Source organism: Pseudomonas matsuisoli (assembly GCF_014647635.1).
In the GTDB taxonomy this organism is placed as follows: Bacteria; Pseudomonadota; Gammaproteobacteria; order Pseudomonadales; family Pseudomonadaceae; genus Pseudomonas_P; species Pseudomonas_P matsuisoli.
In genome coordinates, this window is record NZ_BMPO01000003.1 from 197,826 (window position 1) to 219,594 (window position 21,769).

Here is a 21,769-nt window from a genome sequence, read left to right on the forward strand (position 1 = left end):
CGGGCTAGAATCCTCCACCGTTTCAAATCACCAGGTAACCGCCGATGTCCTTCGCTGAGCAATTCACCCGCCTTCAGGCATTTCTCGATGCCGACGATCTGCACGAGGAAGCGCTCGACTACGTGGCCGCGCATGGTTACCTGACCGCCTTGTGCATCTGTCCTGACGACGTTCCCGAACGCGAATGGATCGATGCCCTGTTTGCCGAGCCGCCGCATTATCGCGACGACGCTGAGCGTAACGACATCGAAAATGCGCTGGTCGCACTCAAGGCCCATATCGCCCGACAACTTGCCAGCGATGAGGACATGCATCTGCCCTGCGACCTCGATCTAGGCGAAGACCCTGATGACTCAGATCTCAGAGGCTGGTGCATTGGCTTCATGGAAGGCGTGTTTCTCCGCGAAGCCACTTGGTTCGAAGGCTCGGAAGACGAAGTTAGCGAATTGCTCCTGCCTATCATGGTGGGGTCGGGATTGTTCGAGGAGCAGGCCGAGTTCGCGGATATCGCCGCCGACGCCGATCTCGTCGACAGCATGATGGAACAGATTCCGGAACTGCTCACCGCGTTGTACCTGCTGTGCAACGCGCCGGATGAAAAGCCCGCCCTGCTCAAGCCGCGCCACTAAGCGTGCCCTACGATGACGGCGCGCCCCTGCGCCGCCATCCACTCGTCCGCCACCTTCTCTTCGCTGCAGGCTGGGTCAGTATTGGGCTAGGCGTCATTGGAATTGCCCTGCCCTTGTTGCCCACCACGCCCTTCCTGTTGCTCGCCGCCGCATGCTTCGCACGCAGTTCGCCGCGCTTTTACCGCTGGTTGATTCACCATCGATACCTGGGGCCCTGGATTGCCGACTATCTCGAAGGCCGCGGCGTGCCTGTCAAAGCGAAAGTCATGGCAATCGCTCTGCTGTGGCTGGGCATCGGTTTCTCGGCGTGGACAGTCGACCTTGCCTACGTGCGCGCGATCCTGCTGGCGTGCGCCGTGTTTGTCACCGGGTATATCCTGCGCCAACCGACGCGGCGTTGATGGATGTGTAGTTTGGGTTCAGCCCGGTCGCGCCTGTATTAGCAAAGCAACCTAACGAGCATTATTCGTATTCGCAAGCCAGTGCGATCGCGTCGCCACTGCTGCACGCCACTGCTCCCTGTAGGGCACCTCTAAAAACGTGGGCGAGGCAGCTAGTGCAAGAGCTCGGCGCCCCCGCAAAAACACGCGAGGAAGCGCAGTTTACGATTGGTAAATGAGCGTTCTGAGCGTTTCGAGCATGTTTTCAACGCTGCGATGACAACTCAGGTAGTTTTTAGAGGTGCCCTGTAGGGGCGACTTTAGTCGCGAAGGCGGCTATAGCCGCCCTAATGGATTAGAAGACGACCTAATTTCGCCGCCATGGCTAACGCTCTCGCTCACCTTTTTATAGATGCTCCCCCGTTACACGCGCTGAATCAGCTAGACACGGTATTGGGCGACTTGCAGTCGCCTTCGCGACTAAAGTCGCCCCTACAGGGTTCGGTGGCTGCCGCACCGATGTGCAAATAAAAAGTGCCACTTTGTCGCTGTAGGCATGCACCTCCCCCCTCTACGCCAAGCTCTTGCTCACCACCTCATACACATCACTGGACAGCGAACCCGACGCTAGAATGCGCTCCAACTCGCCGCGCATCAGCGATTGACGGGCATCATCGTACTTGCGCCAGCGCGTGAGGGGCGCCAGCAGGCGCGACGCTATCTGAGGATTGAGCGCGTTCAAGGTGATGACCTGGTCGGCCAGGAAGCGATAGCCGCTTCCGTCTTTCTGATGGAAGTTGACCAGGTTCTGGTTAGCGAACGCACCAATCAGGGCGCGGACCTTGTTCGGGTTCTTCACGGTGAACGCAGGATGCTCCATCAGCGCTTTGACCCGGTCCAGCCCACCGGGCAACGGGCTGCCTGCCTGAACGCTGAACCACTGGTCCATCACCAGCGGGTTGTCCTTGAAGGTATCCGCGAAACGCCGCAGCGCATCGGCCCGCGCTTCCTCGAACGGGGAATTGACCAGGACGGCCATGACCGACAGCTTCTCCGTCATGTTGTCGCTATCGTCGAACTGATCCAGGCAAGCCGCGACGACCTGCTCCTGCCCTTCGAGCATGAGATAGGACAAGGCAATGTTCTGCAAACTCCGACGGGCAATTTCGTTGGCTTCCGCTCGATATGGCGTGGCCTTCGAAATCGCGCGATTCTCCGCGTAGCGCTTCCACAGCACATCGAACAATGCGCCAGCGAGGAAGCGCCGGGCATACTCGCGTGCGGCATGAATGGCGTCAGGATCGGCAACTTGGGCGACTTCTGTCAGATACGCCTCGGACGGCAGGCTAAGCATCTCGGCTACCATCGCCTGGTCCAGCGACGTATCCGCCAGTACGTGAGCAAATGCATCGACCAGGCGCGTATCCAGTTGCATCACGGCGCCTTGCTGGTGCTGATCGATGACCCCCTGCAAGACCTGTACAGATAGTTGTTGGCCCGCGTCCCAACGATTGAAACCGTCAGTGTCGTGCTGCATCAGAAACATCAGTTGATCGCGGGTGTAGGGGAAACTCCATTTTACCGGCGCCGAGAATCCCCGCAAAAGCGAAGGCAGCGGCTTTTCCGTTACATCGACGAATACGAATGTTTGTTCAGGATCGGTGACCGAAAGCACCCTGTTCAACCCAGATGCTGAATCCTCGCCTTCCAGTCGCAGCGGGATTTCACGACCGCCTGCTCCCAGCAAGCCCAACTCGACGGGAATCACGAATGGCAATTTCTCCGCCTGCCCAGGCGTCGGTGGGCAGCTTTGACGGAACGTCAGGGCATAGCGCGCGGCGGCTTCATCGTACTGTTCACTGATATCCAAGCGTGGCGTACCTGCCTGGCTGTACCACCGCTTGAACTGCGTAAGGTCGACACCGTTGGCATCTTCCATCGCCTTGACGAAATCATCGCAGGTCACGGCCTGCCCGTCGTGACGATCGAAATACAGATCCGATCCTCTGCGGAAGCCTTCCGCGCCCACCAGCGTATGGATCATTCGCAAGACTTCAGAACCCTTTTCGTAGATCGTCAGGGTGTAGAAGTTGGAGATTTCGATGAAGGAATCCGGGCGAATCGAATGCGCCATAGGGCCGGCGTCTTCCGCAAACTGGTGCGTGCGCAGGTAGGCGACGTCCTCGATACGCTTGACCGTGCGCGAGTTCATATCGGCGCTGAACTCGGCGTCACGGAATACCGTAAAACCTTCCTTCAGCGACAGCTGGAACCAGTCCCGACACGTGACCCGATTGCCCGACCAATTATGGAAGTATTCGTGGGCAACAATGGCTTCGACCCGCTGATGAGCTGCATCCGTCGCCGTCTCGGCTTTCGCCAGGACGGCGCTGGAGTTGAAGATGTTGAGCCCTTTGTTCTCCATCGCGCCCATGTTGAAGTCGTTTACCGCGACGATCATGAAGATATCCAGGTCGTATTCGCGCCCGTAGACCTCCTCGTCCCACTTCATCGACTTCTTCAGGCTGTCCATGGCGTGCTGGCATTTGTCGATGTTTTCCGGGTCGACATAGATCCGCAATGCGACACTGCGGCCGCTCATGGTGGTGAAGCTGTCTTCGACGCACCAGAGATCGCCCGCGACCAGAGCGAACAGATAGGCAGGCTTCTTGAAAGGATCCTCCCATGTAGCCCAATGGCGTCCGGACTCGTCGGTGCCGCTGGCGATCGGATTACCGTTGGATAGCAGTACGGGGTAGCGTTCCTGCTCGCCACTGACGGTCGTCGTGAACCGGCTCATGACATCCGGGCGGTCGAGGTAATAAGTGATCTTCCGAAACCCTTCGGCCTCGCACTGCGTGCAGAACATCTTGCCAGACTTGTAGAGCCCTTCGAGCGCGGTATTGAGCTCCGGATGGATGCGCACGCTGCTGTCCACGACGAAACGTTCGGCGGTCGGCTGCAGGGTCAGGTGGCTGTCGTCGAGCACGAAATCGGTCCGGGTCAGCTCGATATCATCGAGAAACAGGCTGACCAGCTCCAGCTCCTGACCGTCCAACATCAGTGGCGGCAATGCCACGTCCGCCGATTCACCGGCCCGCTCGGGGTTGCGGCGCATCACCAACTGCGTATGGACCATGGTGTGGTCTTCGTGCAGCTCGAACGTGAGATGCGTCTCGTCGATCAGGTAGTCCGGCGCCTTGTAGTCCTTGAGATGGATGACTTTCGGCTGATCAGTGCGCATGGGAACTCCTTATCGGCGACCGCCCATAGACAAGGCCGCGCATAGGTGGTGACGCGCGCCTGTAAGATCAGGCGCGCGGAAGAATGGCTTCGTCTGGCTACATTACCCAAGCGCTACTGCGCGGCCAAGCGCAGAAACCGGGCAACCCGAGATCAGGCGACGCTTGCCGCGACGTTGTAAGCCGTGAACTTGCGCACGTTGATAACGCCCGTGTCGAACATGAGGTACTGGCCCTTGATGCCCATCAGCGTGCCTTCCACGACAGGCGTCTTTTCCAGGTCCAGGCTGGCGATCTTCGTGGGATACACATCCACCGGATAGCGCATGGTAACCACCTCGGCATCGGTCAACGGCTGCAAAGCCTGTAGGCCGAAGCGCGCCTGCAAGACTTGAATACCCGCGGCCAGGCCCTCAAACAGCGCGTCGCGAACCGCGAAGAGATCGACGTCGACCGCGTCGCCCTTGAGCATGGCGCGCCAATTGGTGCGATCGGCGACCTGGCTACGCAACAGATCTTCCACCAAGCCTGATTGCTGCCGAGTGGCGACGCGCAGGATCGGCAAGGCTTGCGTTGCGCCTTGATCCAGCCAGCGTGTCGGCAATTGGGTCGCCCGAGTAATACCGACTTTCACACCCGAAGAGTTCGCGAGGTAGACGATATGATCGGTCATGCAGAACTGCATGCCCCAGTCCGGATCGCGGCAGGTACCCAGTTCGTGGTGACATTTTTCCGGGCTAACGATGCAGGTATCGCACTGAGGGAGCTTCTTGAAGCAGGGATAGCAGTAGCCCTGACTGAAACTCTTGTTGGTCTTCCGACCGCAATGCGTGCAATGAATCGCGCCCAGGTATTCGAGCCGCACCTGCTTACCGATCAGCGGGTTGACCGGAATTTCCGTATCACCCAGACGAAATGCGTACTGCACGGGGGCATCCAGATGCACCCTCATCTTTTCGAGAGTGCCGCGAGCGAGTTCCATCATCAGTGTATGGCGTCCGACTTGAACAGGATGTTCTCGATCGGCGTGCTCTTGGAGCTACATTCCTGAGGCCCCATGTAGCCCGTACGCTGGTCCTCGGGCAGGTGCTTGGCCTCGTAGGCGATGACCGCCTGCAAACAGAGCTCCTTCTGTTCCTGGGTCAACTTGCGACCATCGGACCATTTGCCAATCTCGACAGCCAGTTTCAGGCTCTCGTAGATATCGGGCGTGATGTTTTGAATCAACTGAGCGAAAGAGGACATGCGGGCCTCGGCATAAAGCGTGGAGCGCGCATTCTAGGGGCTGCACCCCCTATCGTCGAGCGCCCACAGGCCAAGCGGCTAGCGATCGTCCCTCTTGGCGCTGCCCTGGCCTCGCCGTCCGATCAAGCCGCCAATCGCGCCGCAGGCACACCCTGCAATCAGCCCGCTGACATGCGCTGCATTGGCGATCGCACCAAACCCCAGCGCACTCACCAGGCCACTCATGCAAACCACCAACCAGACCAGCATCATCGCCACAACGCCGGGAGGGAGCCGGAACACCGGATTGGGCGCCAGCTTCTGATAGATCCAGCAGTAACCCAGCAAACCGTAGAGCACACCGGAAAGCCCGCCAAAAAGACTCGGCCCGGTATAGAGATACTGGGCGACGTTGGAAAGCAGCCCGATCGACAGCGTTAAAGCTACGAGGATCGATGCGTTGTGCCACTTTTCGACGCGCTTGCCCAGCTCCCAGAACCAGAGCCCGTTCATGGCGAGATGGAGAAAGCCGAAATGCAGGAACATCGGGGTGAGCAGGCGCCACCACTGCGAGTTGAGCGTGTGGTCGATGGGCGCGAAATACAGGTATTGGCCCTGGATGCGGAAATCAAGAAAGCTCAGGTAGCGGATCGTCGAAAACTGATCCCCGAAACCGGTGAAGACCGCGACGGCGAACGTCAGCAGAAGCACCGCCGCCGTCATCGGATGGTTGCGCAATTGATCGGTCGCCTTGCCCCGCCCCACGTGCGCCTGCAACGCGTCGGGAACGACCACTCCAGCAGGGTCGGCGCCGTTGGGATGGGTGGCGTACAACGTGCGCACCTCTTGGGCGACCTGTTCGTCGGTAACGAGCAGAATCTGAGCGTCACCCGCCTCCACGACCCGATGCGGAACACGCAGCGCGCGCAGCAACTTGACGAAGTCACGCAGATCGACATCGAGTGCAACGCGGAACGCTTCAACCGATCTCATGGCCCCGCCTCCGGTCGCTCGACGTCCACCCAAACGAACTTGTCCGTACGCAGGGCTGCTTCGCCGTCATAGCGATAGGCGACAAGCCTTCCGCCCAGCACAGCGCTGTAGTCGACGCAGGCGAGGTTCGGCGTAATGGGCTCGGGTGTGCCGCTGCGCCAGTAATGCCCGACGAACAGCGCCGGCTCGTCCCGCCCATAGCACAATAGCTGGTTACGCTGATCGTCTGACAGCTCGCAATTGATCATGTCCGCGGGGAGCCCGTCGGGTTGGAACACCACATCGCCAAGGGTACGTGGCGCCGGCTCCCAGAATTTGGTTCGGAACACGGAACGCTCGAACCCGTCGCGCCCACGAATCGTACGCCCATCCGGCAAGCGCATGCCCGTTCCGCGAAGCAGCCTGTCGAAGGTGCGGCAGGCCAGGCTGTCGGCAATCCCGGACGCTTCGACGAAAGCGGCGTCCACACACCCTTCAGGGAAGCGTTCGAACAGCGCTGCAGTGAGCGTTGCATCCCAGCAGGCGTGCACGACGCGAAATGCTCCGGCATCCACAGCAACAGGCAACGTGTAGAACCACGCCATGAAGTCGCGCCAGTCACCGGCATGCCCTTCGAACTGTTGCAGCGTATCGCTGATGATCCGGGCATTACGCTCGCTGTGCTCGCGGATGTGCCGCCGTCCACTCCCAGCGGGTGCCAAGGTGTGCCAGCCGATCACGTCGTATTCGTGATTGCCCATCAGGCAAATCGCCTGCCCGGCATCCACCATGTCGTGAACGAGATGCAGCGCCTCGCGGATACGCGGGCCTCGATCGAGGATATCGCCGAGAAAGATGGCCATTCTGCGCGGGTGCTTCCATACGCCGCCGCTGCGGCGGTAGCCCATACGCTCCAACAGGTGCTCGAGCGTTCGGCCGCAGCCATGAACATCACCGATCAGGTCGTACCCTCTCGCAGGGTCAAGCATCATCATCTACTGCTCCCCCGACGAGCCCAATCGACTCCCCCAGCCGAGTTTCGTCCGGCACACTTCGTAGTAATTGTGATCGAGCGGATGAATAAGCCGCAGTTTTCGCGGCTTCTTGTTCACCTTCACCGTGTCGCCCGGCGCGCAGGTGAAATGGTTCTGCCCATCACACGACACTTGCGGATAGATCTGCATGTTGGGTGAGACGACGATCTTCAATTCGCTGTTACCGTCGACCACGATAGGTCGGCTAGACAGCGTGTGGGGATACATCGGCACGATGACGATGGCATCGAGCTTGGGATGCATGATCGGCCCGCCTGCGGATAATGCATAAGCCGTAGAGCCCGTCGGGGTGGAGACGATCAGGCCGTCCGCCTTCTGACTGCAGACGAATTGGCCATCGATGTGCAGTTCGAACTCGATCATTCGGGTCGACTTGCCTGGATGCAGCACCACATCGTTCAACGCGTCGCCCTGGCCGATCCGCTCGCCCTGACGCCGGACCTCCGCCTCCAATAGGAAGCGGCTCTCCATCATGTACTGGCCTTCCAGCACTTCTGCGACTTTCACTTCCAGCTCATCTGGCCGAATATCCGTCAGAAAGCCCAAGCTGCCGCGGTTGATACCGAGCACCGGCACTTTGTGGTGAGCCATGACGCGTGCGGCGCCCAGCAAGCTGCCATCGCCACCCACTACGATGACGAGGTCGCAGGCTTCACCCAAAGATTTGCGAGAGGACACCTGCATTCCGTGCCCGGGTAATACATCGGCAATCGTTTCTTCCAGGATGACGTTGAGCCCCCGGTCGGACAAAAACCGTTTCAACCGTCGAATCGTGTCCAAGACCTGCGCGCTACCGAGGCGGCCGATGATGCCAATATTGCGAAACTGCTCCATGGGACTCCCGGGCTTGAGGCGGATCGGACGAATTATGAGCACTGAACAACGCAGCGGCAAACCCAAGGGTCTGTTGACCCTATGAAGGCACGGTAACCATGACAATCTTCGAAACAGGGCCTGAACTGCTTGGCCGCCTGCGCTCCGCCACGGTTCGTGACCTCGCTTGGGTTCTGACCGCACCACCGCTGCTGCATTCACCCGAAGATCAACGACATCCACTCAGTGCGAGTACCTGGAGCGAAAAGCCCGATCAGCTGAACGACTGGCTGATTGCGCTCGATCACGATGACAGCAGTCTGACGGCGTACGTCGAGCGCGTGCGCTCACGCCGCCTTGGGCATTACTACGAGGCGCTCTGGCAGTTTGCTTTGGCGCATGCGCCTGGCATCACCGTCGTCGCGGCTAATGTCCCAGTACGCGATCACGGCCGCACACTCGGCGAAATGGATCTGCTCTACCAAGATGACGCAGGCGTTCACCATGTCGAGTTCGCCGTGAAGTTCTACCTGGGCCCGGAAACCCAAGAAGCTACGGATCTGTATGCCTGGCGAGGCACTGACGTCACGGACCAGTTGGGCACAAAGGTAGAGCGCCTACGCAACCGCCAATTGGCGATCACACGAACGCCTGAAGGCCAAGCAGCTTTAAACGCCTATACGGACGTGATTCCTCGCGCATCGATGTGGATGGGCGGATGTTTGTTTTATCCCGAGCCGCCGTGCTCGCCCCCTTTGGGCGTTCATCCACTGCATCTTCGCAGCCGTTGGCTACGCCGCTTCGCATGGGAATCGCTTCAGGACGCAGGCGAATGGCAGCCGTTGACCCGTCGCCAATGGTTCGCGCCGATACTGTGCACGAATGAGGAACGCTGGGATAACACGATGACGGGGGCATGGCTCAACGCACGCCCACAGCCGCTACCCGGAACGATGCTGGCACGCTTCGAACGGAAGGATGCGTTTACCTGGCAGGAGGTGGAGCGTGTGCTGATGATGGATGATCATTGGCCAGAATTCGAGCACGAGCCGCAAGCCTCCTCACCGTAGCGCAAGAAGCAGCAATCAGTAGACATCGAACCCACGACGGCCCTGAAGGCCACCGGTATGGACGAATACGATACGACTGCCCGCTTCAAGGGCATTCGCTTCCACCGCCTGCTTGAGCGCCAGCAGGGTTTTCGCGGTGTAGATAGGCTCTAGCGGAACGCCGCATTGCGCTTCACATGTGCGCATGAACCCAAGCAGTTCATCATCGACCCGTCCGAATCCGCGTCGACTGGCGTCCACGAGTCGATACCTCATATTCGTCCGCATCGCAGCTGCGAATATTTGGCCAACGTTTTCTGGCACGCCGTGATCGCAAGGGACGGCAAGCGCCCCGACTACCGGATGAGCCCCCGCTTCTGCCAGTACAAGCCCCGCCAGCGTGGTACCCGTGCCAGCCGCAATCCAGATTTGATCGTATTCAGGCCAGTCCACCGCGTGCAGGCTTTTACGGATCAGGTCGACGATCGGACTGCACCCGACCGCGCCCATGAGTCCACCGCCACCCTCCGGAATCTCCATAGCGGTGGGATAACGCGCTAACCAGTCGTCCCAGAAACCTGGACGATGACGTTCGCGGTAGCCTTGGTAGCCCAGCCAATGCAGGTGCATGCCGCATGCTTCCAGATCATCGATCGTAGGTGTTCTACAAGGGTGGCCGCGCACCAGGCCTACCGTATGGAAGCCTTCTCGACGACCCACGCTGGCGAGCGCATGCAGATGATTGGAATAAGGACCACCGAGGCTGATCAGCGTGTCGGCATCACGCGCGCGGGCCTCTGCAAGGTATCCCGCAAGCTTGAAAGGTTTGTTGCCGTTGACGGAAGGGTCGATGCAATCGAGCCGAAGTACCGCAAGCTCAATGCGCGCATCGACGAGCCATGGAAAGACGATACGTTGTAGGAGCGCTTGCGGCCAGTCATCCGCCAAACCGGCTATCCCTGCGGCCTGGAGCACACTCTGTGTGTGGCATCTCTGTCTGCGGCACCTCTGCCCGGAAGACGGAACTCACGCTAGCCCGCGATGGTGCACCTACCGCAGTCTCCGCGGCGTTTCGTAGCTCACCATGATCGGATACCTGCGCGATACTGCCACGCAATGCCAGTAGCTCCCGATTCAAGCGTAGCGCGGTCTGATGCCAATGCCGGGTCTTCGCGCGCTCTTCCTCGCGCACGCGGGCTAGCGCTTCGTCATGCTGCTTCTCGAGCGCCGCCAACGCGCGCTTGTGGTCGCGCAGTAATTCGGTAATGCGCGCCATATAGTGCGCGTCCGCTGTATTCGTTTCGCTTGACGGCCGCTCGCCCATATCCCTTGATGCGTCATTCGACGCCACGATACCCAGTCGATTACGTGCGACGCTTGCTTTGATGGCGTGTAGATGCCGCTCGGTGGGATCCCACAGATGATCGGCGAACGTTCTGTCTTCGCAGCGCGAATAGCTGGCAACGCGCATGACGTCGCCGCAAGGCATCTGGCATGAGCGTGCACGATCCGCCATTTGGCGCAGCGGCAGGTTCCATTGGGAGGAAGGGACGCCCGTCGCAGTGAAACCGATCTGGAAACACACCAATGAGCGTACGGACAAGTGGCTATCGATCAGCACGTAGGCCGCGTTAACTCGCATGCCGGAGAATCGATCGATGCGGGCGAAACCGTCAAGCAATGCATCAAATTCAGGTAACAGCATCTCCCTGAAAATTGTTGCCAGATCAAAGAGAAACACCGCCTCGGTCATACCGCCTTGCCTGATCGAGCTCATACCTGCTCCTGCACGCATCCTGCGCCAGACTCGCCTGATGGGCCTGGCAGTGACGGCAAGTTTAGGCAAAGCCCAATCAAAGCAATGTGACGCAGTTCGCAGCAAACTGGCAAAAAAAGATTACTTCGCTTGATAAATGATGCCAGGACTGCACTGGACCATTTGGTAGAGATGCGGCAGGCCGTTCAGCGCTTCCGAGGCCCCTAAGAAGAGATAGCCGCCCGGTTTGAGCGTCGCATGAATGCGGGTAAGGATGTCTTTCTTGACCTCAGCCGAGAAATAGATCAGCACGTTACGACAGAACACCACATCGAATTTACCCAGCACCGCGTAGCTGTCCAGCAAGTTGAGCGACCTGAATTCGACACGGCTGCGGATCGGCGGCTTGACGGCCCAACGCCCCGGCGGCTTGGGGTCGAAGAAGCGCTGCAGACGCTCTGGGGACAAACCGCGGCCCATCGCGAGACTGTCGTATTCACCTGATTTGCACGCCGTCAGCATGGACCCGGAAAGGTCCGTCGCAATGATCTGTACGCCCGCGCGCAACTGCCCTGGATTCGACCGCTCGAATTCGTCGAGCGTCATTGCCAGCGAATAAGGCTCTTGCCCTGAAGAGCAGGCGGCGGACCATATCCGCAAGCGCTGTCCTGGGCTGGCCTTGATCGCCTCTGGCAACACTTTCGATTTCATGACTTCGAAAGGATAGGCATCGCGAAACCAGAGCGTTTCGTTGGTCGTCATCGCATCGACGACCTGCTCACGCAAACTGCCTCGCGTGGGCGACTGCATGCGTTGTACGAGTTCGCCGAGCGAGCCGATCTTTTGCTGCTCCATCAACTTATTCAGACGGCTGGAGACGAGATATTGCTTATTGGTGCCGAGCAGGATCCCGCACGTCTTTTCGAGAAAGACCCGGAACTGTTCGAAATCCGCGTTAGTCGATGACACTCAGTCGCCTCATGCGCAAAGAAAAGCTAAGGGAACGGAAGCTGCTCTATCAGCTTCCGTGAACCGCATTGATCCGTTCGACAACACGAGATGCCAACTCATCCGGCTTGAACTTGGGTAGAAAGTCATCCGCCCCGACCTTTTTTACCATCGCCTGGTTGAAGACGCCGGACAGCGATGTATGCAGCAGGATGTGCAGCTTCTGCATCCGCGGATCGTGCCGAACCTCTGCCGTCAGCGTGTAGCCGTCCATCTCTGGCATTTCGATATCGGAAATCATCATCAAGAACTCGTCGGTCGGCTGTTTGCCTGCATCAAGCAACTCATGCAGGTAACCCAGCGCCTGACGGCCATCGTTCAGCGCGACCACTTCGAGCCCAACGCTTTCCAGACAACGTTTCACCTGCTTCCGGGCAACGGAAGAATCGTCCACGATCAGCACTTTCCTGGACATCGCCCTGGCTTGCGTTTCGCTGCTAACCACACCTTCGGAGATGGTTTCCGATGTAGGCGCGACCTCGGCAAGGATTTTCTCCACGTCGATGATTTCAACGAGCTTGTCGTCGACCCGCGTCACTGCCGTTAGATAGTGCGAGCGGCCTGTTCCCTTGGGCGGCGGATGAATCGACTCCCAGTTCATGTTGACGATACGTTCCACCGAGCGAACCAGGAAACCCTGAACCTTGTAGTTGTACTCCGTAATGATCACGAAGCTGTTCTTGATGTCATCGAGCCCACGACGTCCGGTCGCCAGCGACAGGTCGAGGATCGGTAGCGTACCGCCACGAATGTTCGCCACACCACGTACGACTGGGCTGGATTTCGGCATCACGACAAGTTTCGGGCACTGCAGTACCTCCTTCACCTTGAAGACGTTGATGCCATAGAGCTGCGGGCCGTCCAGGCGGAACAGAAGGAGTTCCAAACGGTTCTGCCCGACCAGTTGCGTGCGCTGGTTAACCGAATCCAATACACCGGCCATGCCGATTACCTCATAAAGACAAATTCGTATTCCCCGACCTAGCAGTAGGCATGCCTCTTGCTAAAACCCGGATATGAATACATTCACGTCACTTTTCCGGCAGCTCATCCCCTACCGCTCGATAGAGAGTGGGGTAGCGGTGTTCGCGCTCTGCCTCGGCCTTATGGTGATGCCGTCCGCACAAGCTCAGGAAACCAGCACCACACCTAACCAGCTTATCGGCACTGCCCAAGGGTTTCTTGAGTGGGCCGTGGAAGATTATCTACAACGTAGCGCAATCGAAGCACGGCATGAGATCAGCATCAACTCCATCGACTCGCGCTTGCGCCTCGCTTATTGCGATACCGGACTCGACGCAGCGCTTGAAAGCCCCGTCGAGCCCATCGGACGAGTCACTGTACGCGTCAGCTGTACCGGGAGCGCTCCCTGGACCGTCTTCGTACCCGGACAAGTGAAGTTCTTCCGGAATGTGGTGGTCACGACACAACCGCTCAAACGCCTAGCTGTTGTGGGCCCGGAGCAGGTCGCACTGGCGGAACGGGACATCGGTTTGATCAAACAAGGGTATATCACTTCCGTGGATCAGGTCGTGGGCAAGAAGCTCACGCGCCCAACGGTCATGGACCAGGTACTCAGCCCGTCCTTTCTCGATGAAGCTGAGGTAATTCATAAAGGTGACCAAGTGGTGATTTCGGCGCGCAGCGGTGTCATCGATGTACGTATGCCCGGCGAAGCCTTGGCCGACGGTGCCCGAGGACAACAGATCAGGGTTCGCAATCAACGCTCCGAACGCGTGGTCAAAGCACGCGTGACCGGGCCAGGCCAGGTCGAGGTGGATATGTAGCGCCATCCGGACCTTCCTCGTACGGCCATCACCTCAGGCGACGGACGCCCTAGCGCTGGAGGTGTAGAATGGCCCCGCTGCTCGTTCCAGGCAGTTGGGAAAAAAAGACGCTCAAGTTTTCTAAGGCAGTGCCGAAAAGCTTGGCAAGCGTCCACTACGAGGTTTAGGAACATGGTCATCGAATTCAATCGGCCAAATGCCGCATCGTCCCCATCAACGGGCCGAACCGCAGCAACGACGGCGAATCAACCCGTTGAAAAGACGGCAAAAACTGCCGAAACCCAGGTTACCAAGGACACCAGCGCGCCCAGCGGTGAACGGGTTCAGCTGAGCCAGGAAGCACAAGACCTTCAAGGCCTGACCGACCGTATGAAAGATCTTCCGGTCGTGGATAGTGAAAAAGTGGCCCGACTCAAGGCAGCCGTTGCCGACGGCAGTTACCAAGTCGACAGCCAGAAAGTTGCAAGCAAGCTGCTCGATTTCGAAACCCAGCGTTGATCCATCGGGTCGACGCTGACCCCATTGGATGCTGATTCGAAGAGTTAAATATGCCGCAAACTGCCCTGCTTCAATTATTTGAAGAAGATATCGTTCACGCTGATCGCCTGGTCGAACTGATCGACGCCGAATTCGAGGCGTTGCGGGACCGTGAGCTGGATCGCCTGCAAACGATTCTTGCCGAGAAGCAGCCCTTGCTCGCATTGCTGGACCAGCACGCACGCTCGCGTGGCGACCTCATGCGCAAGGCGCAACTCAGTGCGGATCGCCAAGGGCTCGAAGCCTTGGCCGCTCGCTCGCCGGATGGCGCCCTGCTGATCGAAAAAAGCGAAGCCCTCAATGAGCGGCTGGAGCGCTGCCGAGAATACAACCTGCGAAATGGCCGGCTTATCAATGCCAACCAGGCGGCTGTGGGCAAGCTTGTGAGCATTCTGCGCGGCGGTAACGATACCCCGAATCTTTACGACCGTCGCGGCACGACCGCCAGAGGCGGTTATCAGCGCCCGCTGAGCGAAGCCTGACAGGCCTTCACTTCACGCAGCAACGCAATATACTGCGCCCACGCCAGGATGCTGGTGATCAACAATCGACGGGAGCGCCGTACGTGTCCATCCCTTTCGCCGAAAGCGAGGGTCCGCAACCCCCACGCGTCCTCAAGACTTCGCTGGAAATTCACGCCAACCTGCGTCTGCTCCAGGAAGGTCGTGATCCACTCGTCATTCGCTTCGAGGGGCGCAACCAGGTGTTTCAGAGTTTTCTTGTCGCGGTGGACAAAGAGCGTGGCGTCTACGCACTCGACGAGCTGATTCCCAACGACGGCGAACGCTTCATCGCCGAGGCGGAAGCGTTCGACGTGCATGGCTTCCATGACGGGGTGAAGATTTCCTGGACCTACACTCAGGCCTTGCAGATTGGTGAGCTGAGCGGCGCCAAGTGCTACTGGGGGTATCTACCGGACGAGGTCGTCTATCACCAGCGGCGAAATGCGTTCAGGGTCCCGCTCAAGATGTCCGAGCTGGTAGATGTCGGATTGAGCGGAAAACGGTTACGCGGCGCGCTGACCGGACAAATGCTCGATATCTCCGCCACGGGGTGCAAACTGCGCTTCACAGGCGACGTGACCGAGCGGCTTCAACCCGGCCAGGTGTACGAAACGTTGAATGCCAGACTGCCCTTCGGTGAATTGACGATGGCCGCCGAGCTTCGCCATTGCCATTACGTCGATGCGGCCGACACGACCTTTGCCGGCGTTCGCTTCCATCAGATCAGCGGCCCCGCTCAACGGCAGGTCGAGCGTTTCGTTTATCAATTGCAACGTGAGGCCCGAAAGCTCGATAGCGATCTATTCTGAGCGCGAGCCCACGCCATTCAGGGCTTAGGCTCGACGCTTGGCGAACGAGCATCGACACCCGCCTCCACGTCCTCTACCGCAGGACCCTCCTTGCCCGCCGTTTCCGCAGCCGTTACGTCTTCCGAGTCTTCGGCGGGCGTGTCGGTCATGACGTCTTGCACGACCTGCTCGTCGACACGTGGATCTAGCGCCGCTTTCAGCGGGGAGCTGCCCGTCCCGTCCTGCATCGGCACATGGAGCAGCGGTGCGTTTTCGACCTGATGCTCATGCGTGACCTTGTCGGGACGGACGCGCCAGGCAAGCACGAGGCCGCACACGCAGAAGAACGCGTACAGCATGTTGGGACCCAGGTACTTGATCAGCAGCCCGCCCAACAACGGCCCGATACTCGCCCCAATACCAAAGGTCACCAACAGCATCGCGGTAAGTGATACCCGCCGCTCGCCCTCGACATGGTCATTGGCGAAGGCCACTGCCAGTGGATACAGGCAGAACTGCAACATGCTGACGGAGAAGGCCAGCGGCAGGAGGAATGGCAACTCGATCGTCGGCATTATTGCCAACGGCAACGCCATCACGCTCATCGCCAGCGCCGCGGCGCGTATCAGCTTGGACCGATCGCTACGGTCGGAGAACCAACCCAGTGGCCACTGCACGACCAGGCCCGCGAAGATACAAGCGCCCATGTACAAGCCCACCTGCTCGGTCGGCAGACCGATGCGTGCAGCGTAGAGCGGGGCCAGGCCGTAGAACGCTCCGATGGTCAGCCCAGCGGTAAGCGTCGTCATCAGCGACAAGGGCACGCGCTCGATAAAGAACCGTGGCTCCATCGGGGCGGGTCGCAAGGCCGCCGGGTGAAGCTTGCCAGTCAGCGCCACAGGCACCAGGCACAGGGCGAAACACATCGCCACCAGCATCAATAATTCCGGGCCCAAGGACGGGTGCACCACTAGCACCATCTGCCCCAGCACCAATCCCATGTACGACGCGACCATGTAGGCACTGAAAACCATGCCCCTTGACTTGGCTTCCGCCTGCTCGTTCAACCAACTCTCGATCACCATGTACTGGCACATCATGCATAGGCCTACGAGCATCCGTAGCGCCAGCCAGATCGGCAACCAGTCGATAAGCCCGAACCCCAGCACAGCAGCACTTACCGCACCCGCGCAGGCCGCGTAGGCGCGAATATGCCCGACCCGTGCGATGAGGCGATGCCCTGTCTTCGCGCCAAGTACCAGACCGAGGTAATTCGCCGCCATCATCGCGCCGACCCAGATCCCGTCGACGGACTCGGACAAGCGTAATGCGAGATAGGTACTCAACAGGCCCGAGCCCAGGAGCATGAGTACTGTTGCGAAATAAAGTGCGCGGAAAGACTTCCAGATGAGACGCATTGAAACCCCGATCCAATAAGGGCCTACGGCCGGCTCGTCGCTAATAAACGACGAGACTGGAGAGCCCAGAACACAAAGTGGTGAACGGCAACCGTCCATGCTGCCGTGATGAATCCACACCTGAGACAGCACCGATACGGTGCGTTCTCCGTACTCGCTATTTTTGTTTTTCCCGCGGATGACCTTGCCTGACAGTACCGGAACCCTTAAGCCTGCGCGGCTAGAACGCGCCGCTCCCAGGGCGTGATTTCGTCGAAGAAGCTCGATAGCTCCATGGACTTCGTCGCCACGTAACCGTCCACGAACTCGTCACCCAATAGCGCTCTGGCCAATTCGCTTCGTTTCAGACGATCCAGCGCGGCGAGCATGGTGCTTGGCAAAACCAAACGGTCCGGCACCACAAGGTCGCCCTGAACGGCGGCGTCCGGCTCCAAGCGCTTTGTCATGCCATGCAAGCCGGCGGCAAGACTGGCTGCAATGGCGAGATAAGGATTCGCATCCGCCCCCGGCAAACGGTTCTCGACACGGCGTGCAGCAGGCGAGCTTGCCGGAATGCGCAAACCGGCCGCGCGATTATCGAGCGACCAGCAACAATTGTTAGGCGACGCGTAAGGATTACACAGTCGCTGATAGGAGTTTACGTGCGGTGCGAGCAACAGCGTCAGATCGCCTAGCGCGGCCTGGAGCCCGCCAATGAAATGCAGGAACGCCGGCGTCGGCTGCCCGTCCTTATCGGTGAAGACGTTCAAACCAGTGTCCGCCTCGACGACGCTCTGGTGAATATGCATCGAGCTACCGGCGGTACCTGCCAGCGGTTTGGCCATGCATACCACGATCAACCCATGATTCAGCGCGATCTCTTTGAGTGCGTGCTTGAACAGGAACGTCTGGTCGGCCAATAACAACGGGTCACCGTGCAGGAGGTTGATCTCGAATTGGCTGGTGCCCATCTCGTGCATGAACGTGTCGCGCGGCATGCCGAAGTCGGACATGACGCGGTACACCTCTTCGAAGAAGGGTCGCAAGCCATTGTTCGAAGAAACACTGAACGCCGAATGGCCGATCTCGCGGCGGCCATCCATTCCGATCGGGGCCTCGAACGATTTCTGCGGATCGGGATTGGGTGCAAAAACGAAGAACTCCAGTTCCGTGGCCACCACCGGAGCAAGGCCGACCGCTGCATAACGCGCCAGCACCTCTTTCAAAATTGTCCGGGTTGAAAGCGCACAAGGGCGACCGTCAAGCTCCACCGCATCACAGATGGCCAACGCCCTGGGCGTGGCGCTCCACGTCAACCGATGCGCCTGACCCAAATCCGGCCGCATCTCCACGTCACCATCATCTGCACCGTAGAAATGCGCCGGCGGATACCCACCCATGATGCATTGCAACAACACGCCGCGAGCCATCTGCAGTCGGCGCCCCTCGAAGAACCCGTCCGCGGTCATCACCTTGCCTCGCGGAACACCGTTCAGATCAGGGGTAACGCACTCGATTTCACCGATACCAACGAATCGCTGCATCAGCGAATCACGGTCCTCGCACGCCATGACAGATCCTTATCAAATCGAAGGCTAACCACGATGGCCTGCCCTATCGCAGATACCACCTCTTTAAGGCGGCCGGTGTGATCGATATCGCCCGGCGCAGACCGATGAATTCTATACCCGCCAGAGTGCCTGACGGAGATGTCAGGCACTCGATCGCAGCACTCAGGCTCCGCGGATAGGGGTGTCCCGATGCGCCGCGCGAAGGTACTGCGCCGGCCACGGTACGGAGCGCTCATGCAACGCCTCTGCGGCGTGCAGCGGCCAGTAGGGATCACGCAGCAACTCACGCGCGAGAAAAATGAGATCGGCCTGGCCCGTGCGTAGGATGTGCTCCGCCTGCACAGCCTCGGTAATCATGCCGACCGCCCCCGTCGCGATGCCGGCTTCACGTTTGATCTGCTCTGCGAAGGCGGTTTGGTACCCAGGGCCGGTTGGAATTTCGGCGTTGGCCGAGGTACCGCCGGAGGAAACATCGATCAGATCGATGCCCAATGACTTCAAACGCTGCGCGAGCGCGACCGACTCTTCGGCATTCCAGCCATCCTCGACCCAGTCGGTCGCAGACAACCTTACGAACACGGGAAGCGCCGCCGGCCAGACGTCACGAATCGCACCTGCGACGTCAAGAAGCAAGCGGATGCGATTCTCGAAGTTGCCGCCGTATTCATCTTCACGACGATTTGAAAGCGGCGAAAGAAACTGGTGCAACAGGTAGCCGTGCGCCGCATGAATCTCGACCACCTTGAAACCGGCCGCCAAGGAGCGTTTTGCAGCGGCGACAAAAGCCGCGATCACCTCCTGAATCTCATCTTGCGAAAGGGCTTCGGGCTCTGCGTGATCGGGACCGAAGCCGATTGCGGACGGCGCAACCGGCACCCAGCCGCCCTCGCTCGGCGGAACGGTGCCCTGCTTGCCCAGCCACGGTTGCCACGTGCTCGCCTTGCGGCCTGCATGGGCGAGTTGGATGCCTGCCACAGCCCCCTGCCCTTCGAGGAATTGCGTGATACGACGCAATGGCTCGATGTGCTTGTCGTCCCAGATGCCGAGGTCTTCGGGTGTAATACGCCCTTCCGGCAAAACGGACGTCGCCTCGACAACGACCAAACCTGCGCCGCCCACCGCGCGACTGCCGAGGTGGACCAGATGCCAATCGTTGGCGACGCCATCCTGCGCCGAGTACTGACACATGGGCGATACGGCGATCCGGTTGGGCAGCTTGAGCTCACGGAGAGTGAACGGTTCGAATAATTTCGTCATGGTGACCTCAACTGGCGGATACAAGGAGCAAACTCGAACGAAGCGTTTGCCTGCAACGATAGAAGGGGCCGGACGGAAGCGCCAGGCGGTCTGCCAACCCAGTCATTGCCAATCGCGCCGGCTAGCCGGGCTTAGCGATCGCTGCAAACGACGCTGATGCATGTTGAGCCAGCACGCCGCTGGCCAGTTCCACTTCCAACCCGCGACGTCCAGCGCTCACGTAAATAGCTGCGTGTGCCTGCGCCGAACTGTCGATAAAGGTTCGCAGACGCTTCTTCTGCCCCAGCGGGCTAATCCCACCGACGAGATAACCCGTGGCACGCTGCGCGATTGACGGGTCAGCCATCTCGACTTTTTTGACGCCCGCTGCCTGGGCGAGTGCTTTGAGATCCAGCGTACCGGTCACTGGAACGACCGCAACGAGCAATTCATGCCGCTCTGTCGCCACGAGCAGCGTCTTGAACACGCGCGCCGGTTCCAGTCCCAGTTTCTCCGACGCTTCGAGCCCATAGGACGCACTTTTTGGGTCGTGCACATAGCTCAGTATGCGGTGCTCGGCTTTTGCTTTTTTCAATAGATCAATGGCGGGAGTCATAGCATTCAGATACCTCGATAGCGCGCCCACGATACACCGGTGGATGGCTTCGGCCATCCACCCCACGAGATGAACGCTGCACATTGCGCCCTCAGCTAAGTAGGGTGGATAACAGCGCCGCCTTATCCACGCGGGTGAACGATGCGCCGATGTCACACAGCCCTCGACACACCCCCCACCCTGCGCGACACTCGCGTCCATTAGCGCGCTTCATGATGCACGCCCACACCTTATCGCTGTATCCCGCCCTGCGAGCAGCCTGCATGAGATCCCCGTAATGCTGGAAATTCGTCACCTGAAAACGCTTCATGCACTGCGGGAAACCGACAGCCTGGTTGAGGCAGCGGAACGATTGCATCTCACCCAATCCGCGCTATCCCACCAGTTCAAAGAACTCGAGGAGCGCTTGGGCATTCAGCTTTTTACACGGAAGACCAAGCCCGTTCGATTCACCAGTGCAGGGCTCAGATTGTTGCAATTGGCGGACGACGTCTTGCCCCAACTGCGCGGCGCCGAACGCGATCTGTCCAGGCTTGCAGGTGGGACTGCTGGAAGGCTGCACATGGCGATCGAATGCCACAGCTGCTTCCAATGGCTAATGCCGACGATCGACCAGTTTCGAGATGCATGGCCAGAAGTGGAGCTCGATCTTGCCTCCGGCTTTTCATTCGCACCGCTCCCCGCGTTGGCCCGCGGCGATCTGGACCTGGTGGTGACCGCGGACCCCGTCGACATCCCAGGCATTACCTATGTCCCCCTGTTCACCTACGAAGCGCTCCTTGCCGTAGCGAACCAGCATGCGCTGGCCACACGGGCGTTCGTGGTGCCAGAAGATATCGAACCGGAAGTCCTGATTACGTACCCGGTCGAGCGCGATCGACTGGATATCTTCAATCACTTTCTCGAACCCGCAGGCGCCGAGCCAGCGCAGATTCGTACATCCGAGCTGACGGTCATGATGATGCAGCTCGTCGCGTCTGGACGCGGCGTGTGCTGCTTGCCGAACTGGGCGCTGCATGAATACAGCTCCCGTGGCTACGTCACCGCGAAGAAACTAGGCGAACGCGGCCTATTCTCGACACTCCATGCGGCCATCCGGGCCGACATGCTGGATGCGCCGTTCATGCGCGACTTTCTATTAACGGCGAAGGACACCTCATTTGCGACCTTGGAAGGCGTCAGCGTCGCCTCGCGAGGGAAGTGACT

At 59.4% G+C, this 21,769-nt stretch carries 22 protein-coding genes; 8 read left to right on the forward strand and 14 right to left on the reverse strand.

Going from position 1 to position 21,769, the window contains the following annotated elements:
* The first annotated feature begins 44 nt into the window (after window positions 1–44).
* Together IEY47_RS07175 and IEY47_RS07180 are read left to right on the forward strand one after the other, a co-directional pair.
* Complete coding sequence (locus IEY47_RS07175) at window positions 45–629, forward strand: UPF0149 family protein (RefSeq protein WP_188982488.1); 585 nt, start codon at window positions 45–47, stop codon at window positions 627–629.
* Between the two features lie 2 nt (window positions 630–631).
* Complete coding sequence (locus IEY47_RS07180) at window positions 632–1,030, forward strand: YbaN family protein (RefSeq protein WP_229779295.1); 399 nt, start codon at window positions 632–634, stop codon at window positions 1,028–1,030.
* Between the two features lie 550 nt (window positions 1,031–1,580).
* On the opposite strand, the gene pepN is transcribed toward IEY47_RS07180, so the two are convergent.
* The 6 genes from pepN to IEY47_RS07210 form a co-directional block, all read right to left on the reverse strand.
* Window positions 1,581–4,253 (reverse strand): aminopeptidase N, encoded by a 2,673-nt coding sequence (gene pepN / locus IEY47_RS07185; RefSeq protein WP_188982489.1) that lies wholly within the window; start codon window positions 4,251–4,253, stop codon window positions 1,581–1,583.
* 152 nt (window positions 4,254–4,405) lie between these two features.
* A complete protein-coding gene (locus IEY47_RS07190; protein ID WP_188982490.1) occupies window positions 4,406–5,236 on the reverse strand; it encodes a DUF2797 domain-containing protein in 831 nt (276 codons plus the stop codon).
* Complete coding sequence (locus IEY47_RS07195; protein ID WP_188982491.1) at window positions 5,236–5,496, reverse strand: YeaC family protein; 261 nt, start codon at window positions 5,494–5,496, stop codon at window positions 5,236–5,238. Before IEY47_RS07195 ends, IEY47_RS07190 begins: the two co-directional genes overlap by 1 nt.
* A gap of 78 nt (window positions 5,497–5,574) precedes the next feature.
* Window positions 5,575–6,468, reverse strand: coding sequence for a rhomboid family intramembrane serine protease (locus IEY47_RS07200; RefSeq protein WP_188982492.1), 894 nt, complete (start codon window positions 6,466–6,468; stop codon window positions 5,575–5,577).
* Window positions 6,465–7,436: a metallophosphoesterase gene (locus IEY47_RS07205; protein ID WP_188982936.1), complete on the reverse strand. Its 972-nt coding sequence runs from the start codon at window positions 7,434–7,436 to the stop codon at window positions 6,465–6,467. The genes IEY47_RS07200 and IEY47_RS07205 overlap by 4 nt, the downstream gene beginning before the upstream one ends.
* A 6-nt stretch (window positions 7,437–7,442) precedes the next feature.
* On the reverse strand, window positions 7,443–8,336 hold the full coding sequence (locus IEY47_RS07210) for an NAD(+) kinase (RefSeq protein WP_188982493.1): 894 nt from the start codon (window positions 8,334–8,336) through the stop codon (window positions 7,443–7,445).
* A gap of 98 nt (window positions 8,337–8,434) precedes the next feature.
* On the opposite strand from IEY47_RS07210, the gene IEY47_RS07215 reads away from it, so the two are divergent.
* A complete protein-coding gene (locus IEY47_RS07215; RefSeq protein ID WP_188982494.1) occupies window positions 8,435–9,385 on the forward strand; it encodes a DUF1853 family protein in 951 nt (316 codons plus the stop codon).
* Window positions 9,386–9,400: 15 nt separating this feature from the next.
* Here the strand turns inward: IEY47_RS07215 and IEY47_RS07220 are convergent, their stop codons facing one another.
* From IEY47_RS07220 to IEY47_RS07235, 4 genes are all read right to left on the reverse strand, one after another.
* The gene (locus IEY47_RS07220) at window positions 9,401–10,312 is read right to left on the reverse strand and encodes a 1-aminocyclopropane-1-carboxylate deaminase/D-cysteine desulfhydrase (RefSeq protein WP_229779300.1); all 912 of its coding nucleotides are present in this window, start codon (window positions 10,310–10,312) and stop codon (window positions 9,401–9,403) included.
* Complete coding sequence (locus IEY47_RS07225) at window positions 10,302–11,141, reverse strand: hypothetical protein (protein WP_188982495.1); 840 nt, start codon at window positions 11,139–11,141, stop codon at window positions 10,302–10,304. The genes IEY47_RS07220 and IEY47_RS07225 overlap by 11 nt, the downstream gene beginning before the upstream one ends.
* A 120-nt stretch (window positions 11,142–11,261) precedes the next feature.
* On the reverse strand, window positions 11,262–12,089 hold the full coding sequence (gene cheR, locus IEY47_RS07230; protein WP_188982496.1) for a protein-glutamate O-methyltransferase CheR: 828 nt from the start codon (window positions 12,087–12,089) through the stop codon (window positions 11,262–11,264).
* 49 nt (window positions 12,090–12,138) lie between these two features.
* Entirely contained in the window at window positions 12,139–13,071 is a 933-nt protein-coding gene (locus IEY47_RS07235) for a chemotaxis protein CheV (protein ID WP_188982497.1), read from the reverse strand.
* A 73-nt stretch (window positions 13,072–13,144) separates the two neighbouring features.
* Between IEY47_RS07235 and flgA the strand changes: the two genes are divergently transcribed.
* From flgA to IEY47_RS07255, 4 genes are all read left to right on the forward strand, one after another.
* Entirely contained in the window at window positions 13,145–13,915 is a 771-nt protein-coding gene (flgA, locus tag IEY47_RS07240) for a flagellar basal body P-ring formation chaperone FlgA (RefSeq protein ID WP_188982498.1), read from the forward strand.
* A gap of 171 nt (window positions 13,916–14,086) precedes the next feature.
* Window positions 14,087–14,413: a flagellar biosynthesis anti-sigma factor FlgM gene (flgM, locus tag IEY47_RS07245; RefSeq protein ID WP_188982499.1), complete on the forward strand. Its 327-nt coding sequence runs from the start codon at window positions 14,087–14,089 to the stop codon at window positions 14,411–14,413.
* Window positions 14,414–14,463: 50 nt separating this feature from the next.
* Entirely contained in the window at window positions 14,464–14,934 is a 471-nt protein-coding gene (locus tag IEY47_RS07250) for a flagella synthesis protein FlgN (protein ID WP_188982500.1), read from the forward strand.
* Between the two features lie 83 nt (window positions 14,935–15,017).
* Window positions 15,018–15,764 (forward strand): flagellar brake protein, encoded by a 747-nt coding sequence (locus tag IEY47_RS07255; RefSeq protein WP_188982501.1) that lies wholly within the window; start codon window positions 15,018–15,020, stop codon window positions 15,762–15,764.
* Between the two features lie 17 nt (window positions 15,765–15,781).
* On the opposite strand, the gene IEY47_RS07260 is transcribed toward IEY47_RS07255, so the two are convergent.
* The 4 genes from IEY47_RS07260 to ybaK all read right to left on the reverse strand — a co-directional run bounded on the left by IEY47_RS07260 (window position 15,782) and on the right by ybaK (window position 20,563).
* Window positions 15,782–17,161 carry an MFS transporter gene (locus tag IEY47_RS07260; protein WP_188982502.1) on the reverse strand — a complete coding sequence of 460 codons (1,380 nt, stop codon included), beginning with the start codon at window positions 17,159–17,161 and terminating at the stop codon, window positions 15,782–15,784.
* A gap of 206 nt (window positions 17,162–17,367) precedes the next feature.
* Window positions 17,368–18,711 carry a glutamine synthetase family protein gene (locus IEY47_RS07265; protein WP_188982503.1) on the reverse strand — a complete coding sequence of 448 codons (1,344 nt, stop codon included), beginning with the start codon at window positions 18,709–18,711 and terminating at the stop codon, window positions 17,368–17,370.
* A 162-nt stretch (window positions 18,712–18,873) separates the two neighbouring features.
* Window positions 18,874–19,968: an NADH:flavin oxidoreductase/NADH oxidase gene (locus tag IEY47_RS07270; protein ID WP_188982504.1), complete on the reverse strand. Its 1,095-nt coding sequence runs from the start codon at window positions 19,966–19,968 to the stop codon at window positions 18,874–18,876.
* Window positions 19,969–20,089: 121 nt separating this feature from the next.
* Window positions 20,090–20,563, reverse strand: coding sequence for a Cys-tRNA(Pro) deacylase (gene ybaK, locus IEY47_RS07275; RefSeq protein ID WP_188982505.1), 474 nt, complete (start codon window positions 20,561–20,563; stop codon window positions 20,090–20,092).
* A 277-nt stretch (window positions 20,564–20,840) separates the two neighbouring features.
* Here ybaK and metR point away from each other — a divergent pair, with 277 nt between their 5' ends.
* On the forward strand, window positions 20,841–21,767 hold the full coding sequence (metR, locus tag IEY47_RS07280) for a transcriptional regulator MetR (RefSeq protein ID WP_188982506.1): 927 nt from the start codon (window positions 20,841–20,843) through the stop codon (window positions 21,765–21,767).
* Window positions 21,768–21,769: the final 2 nt, after the last annotated feature.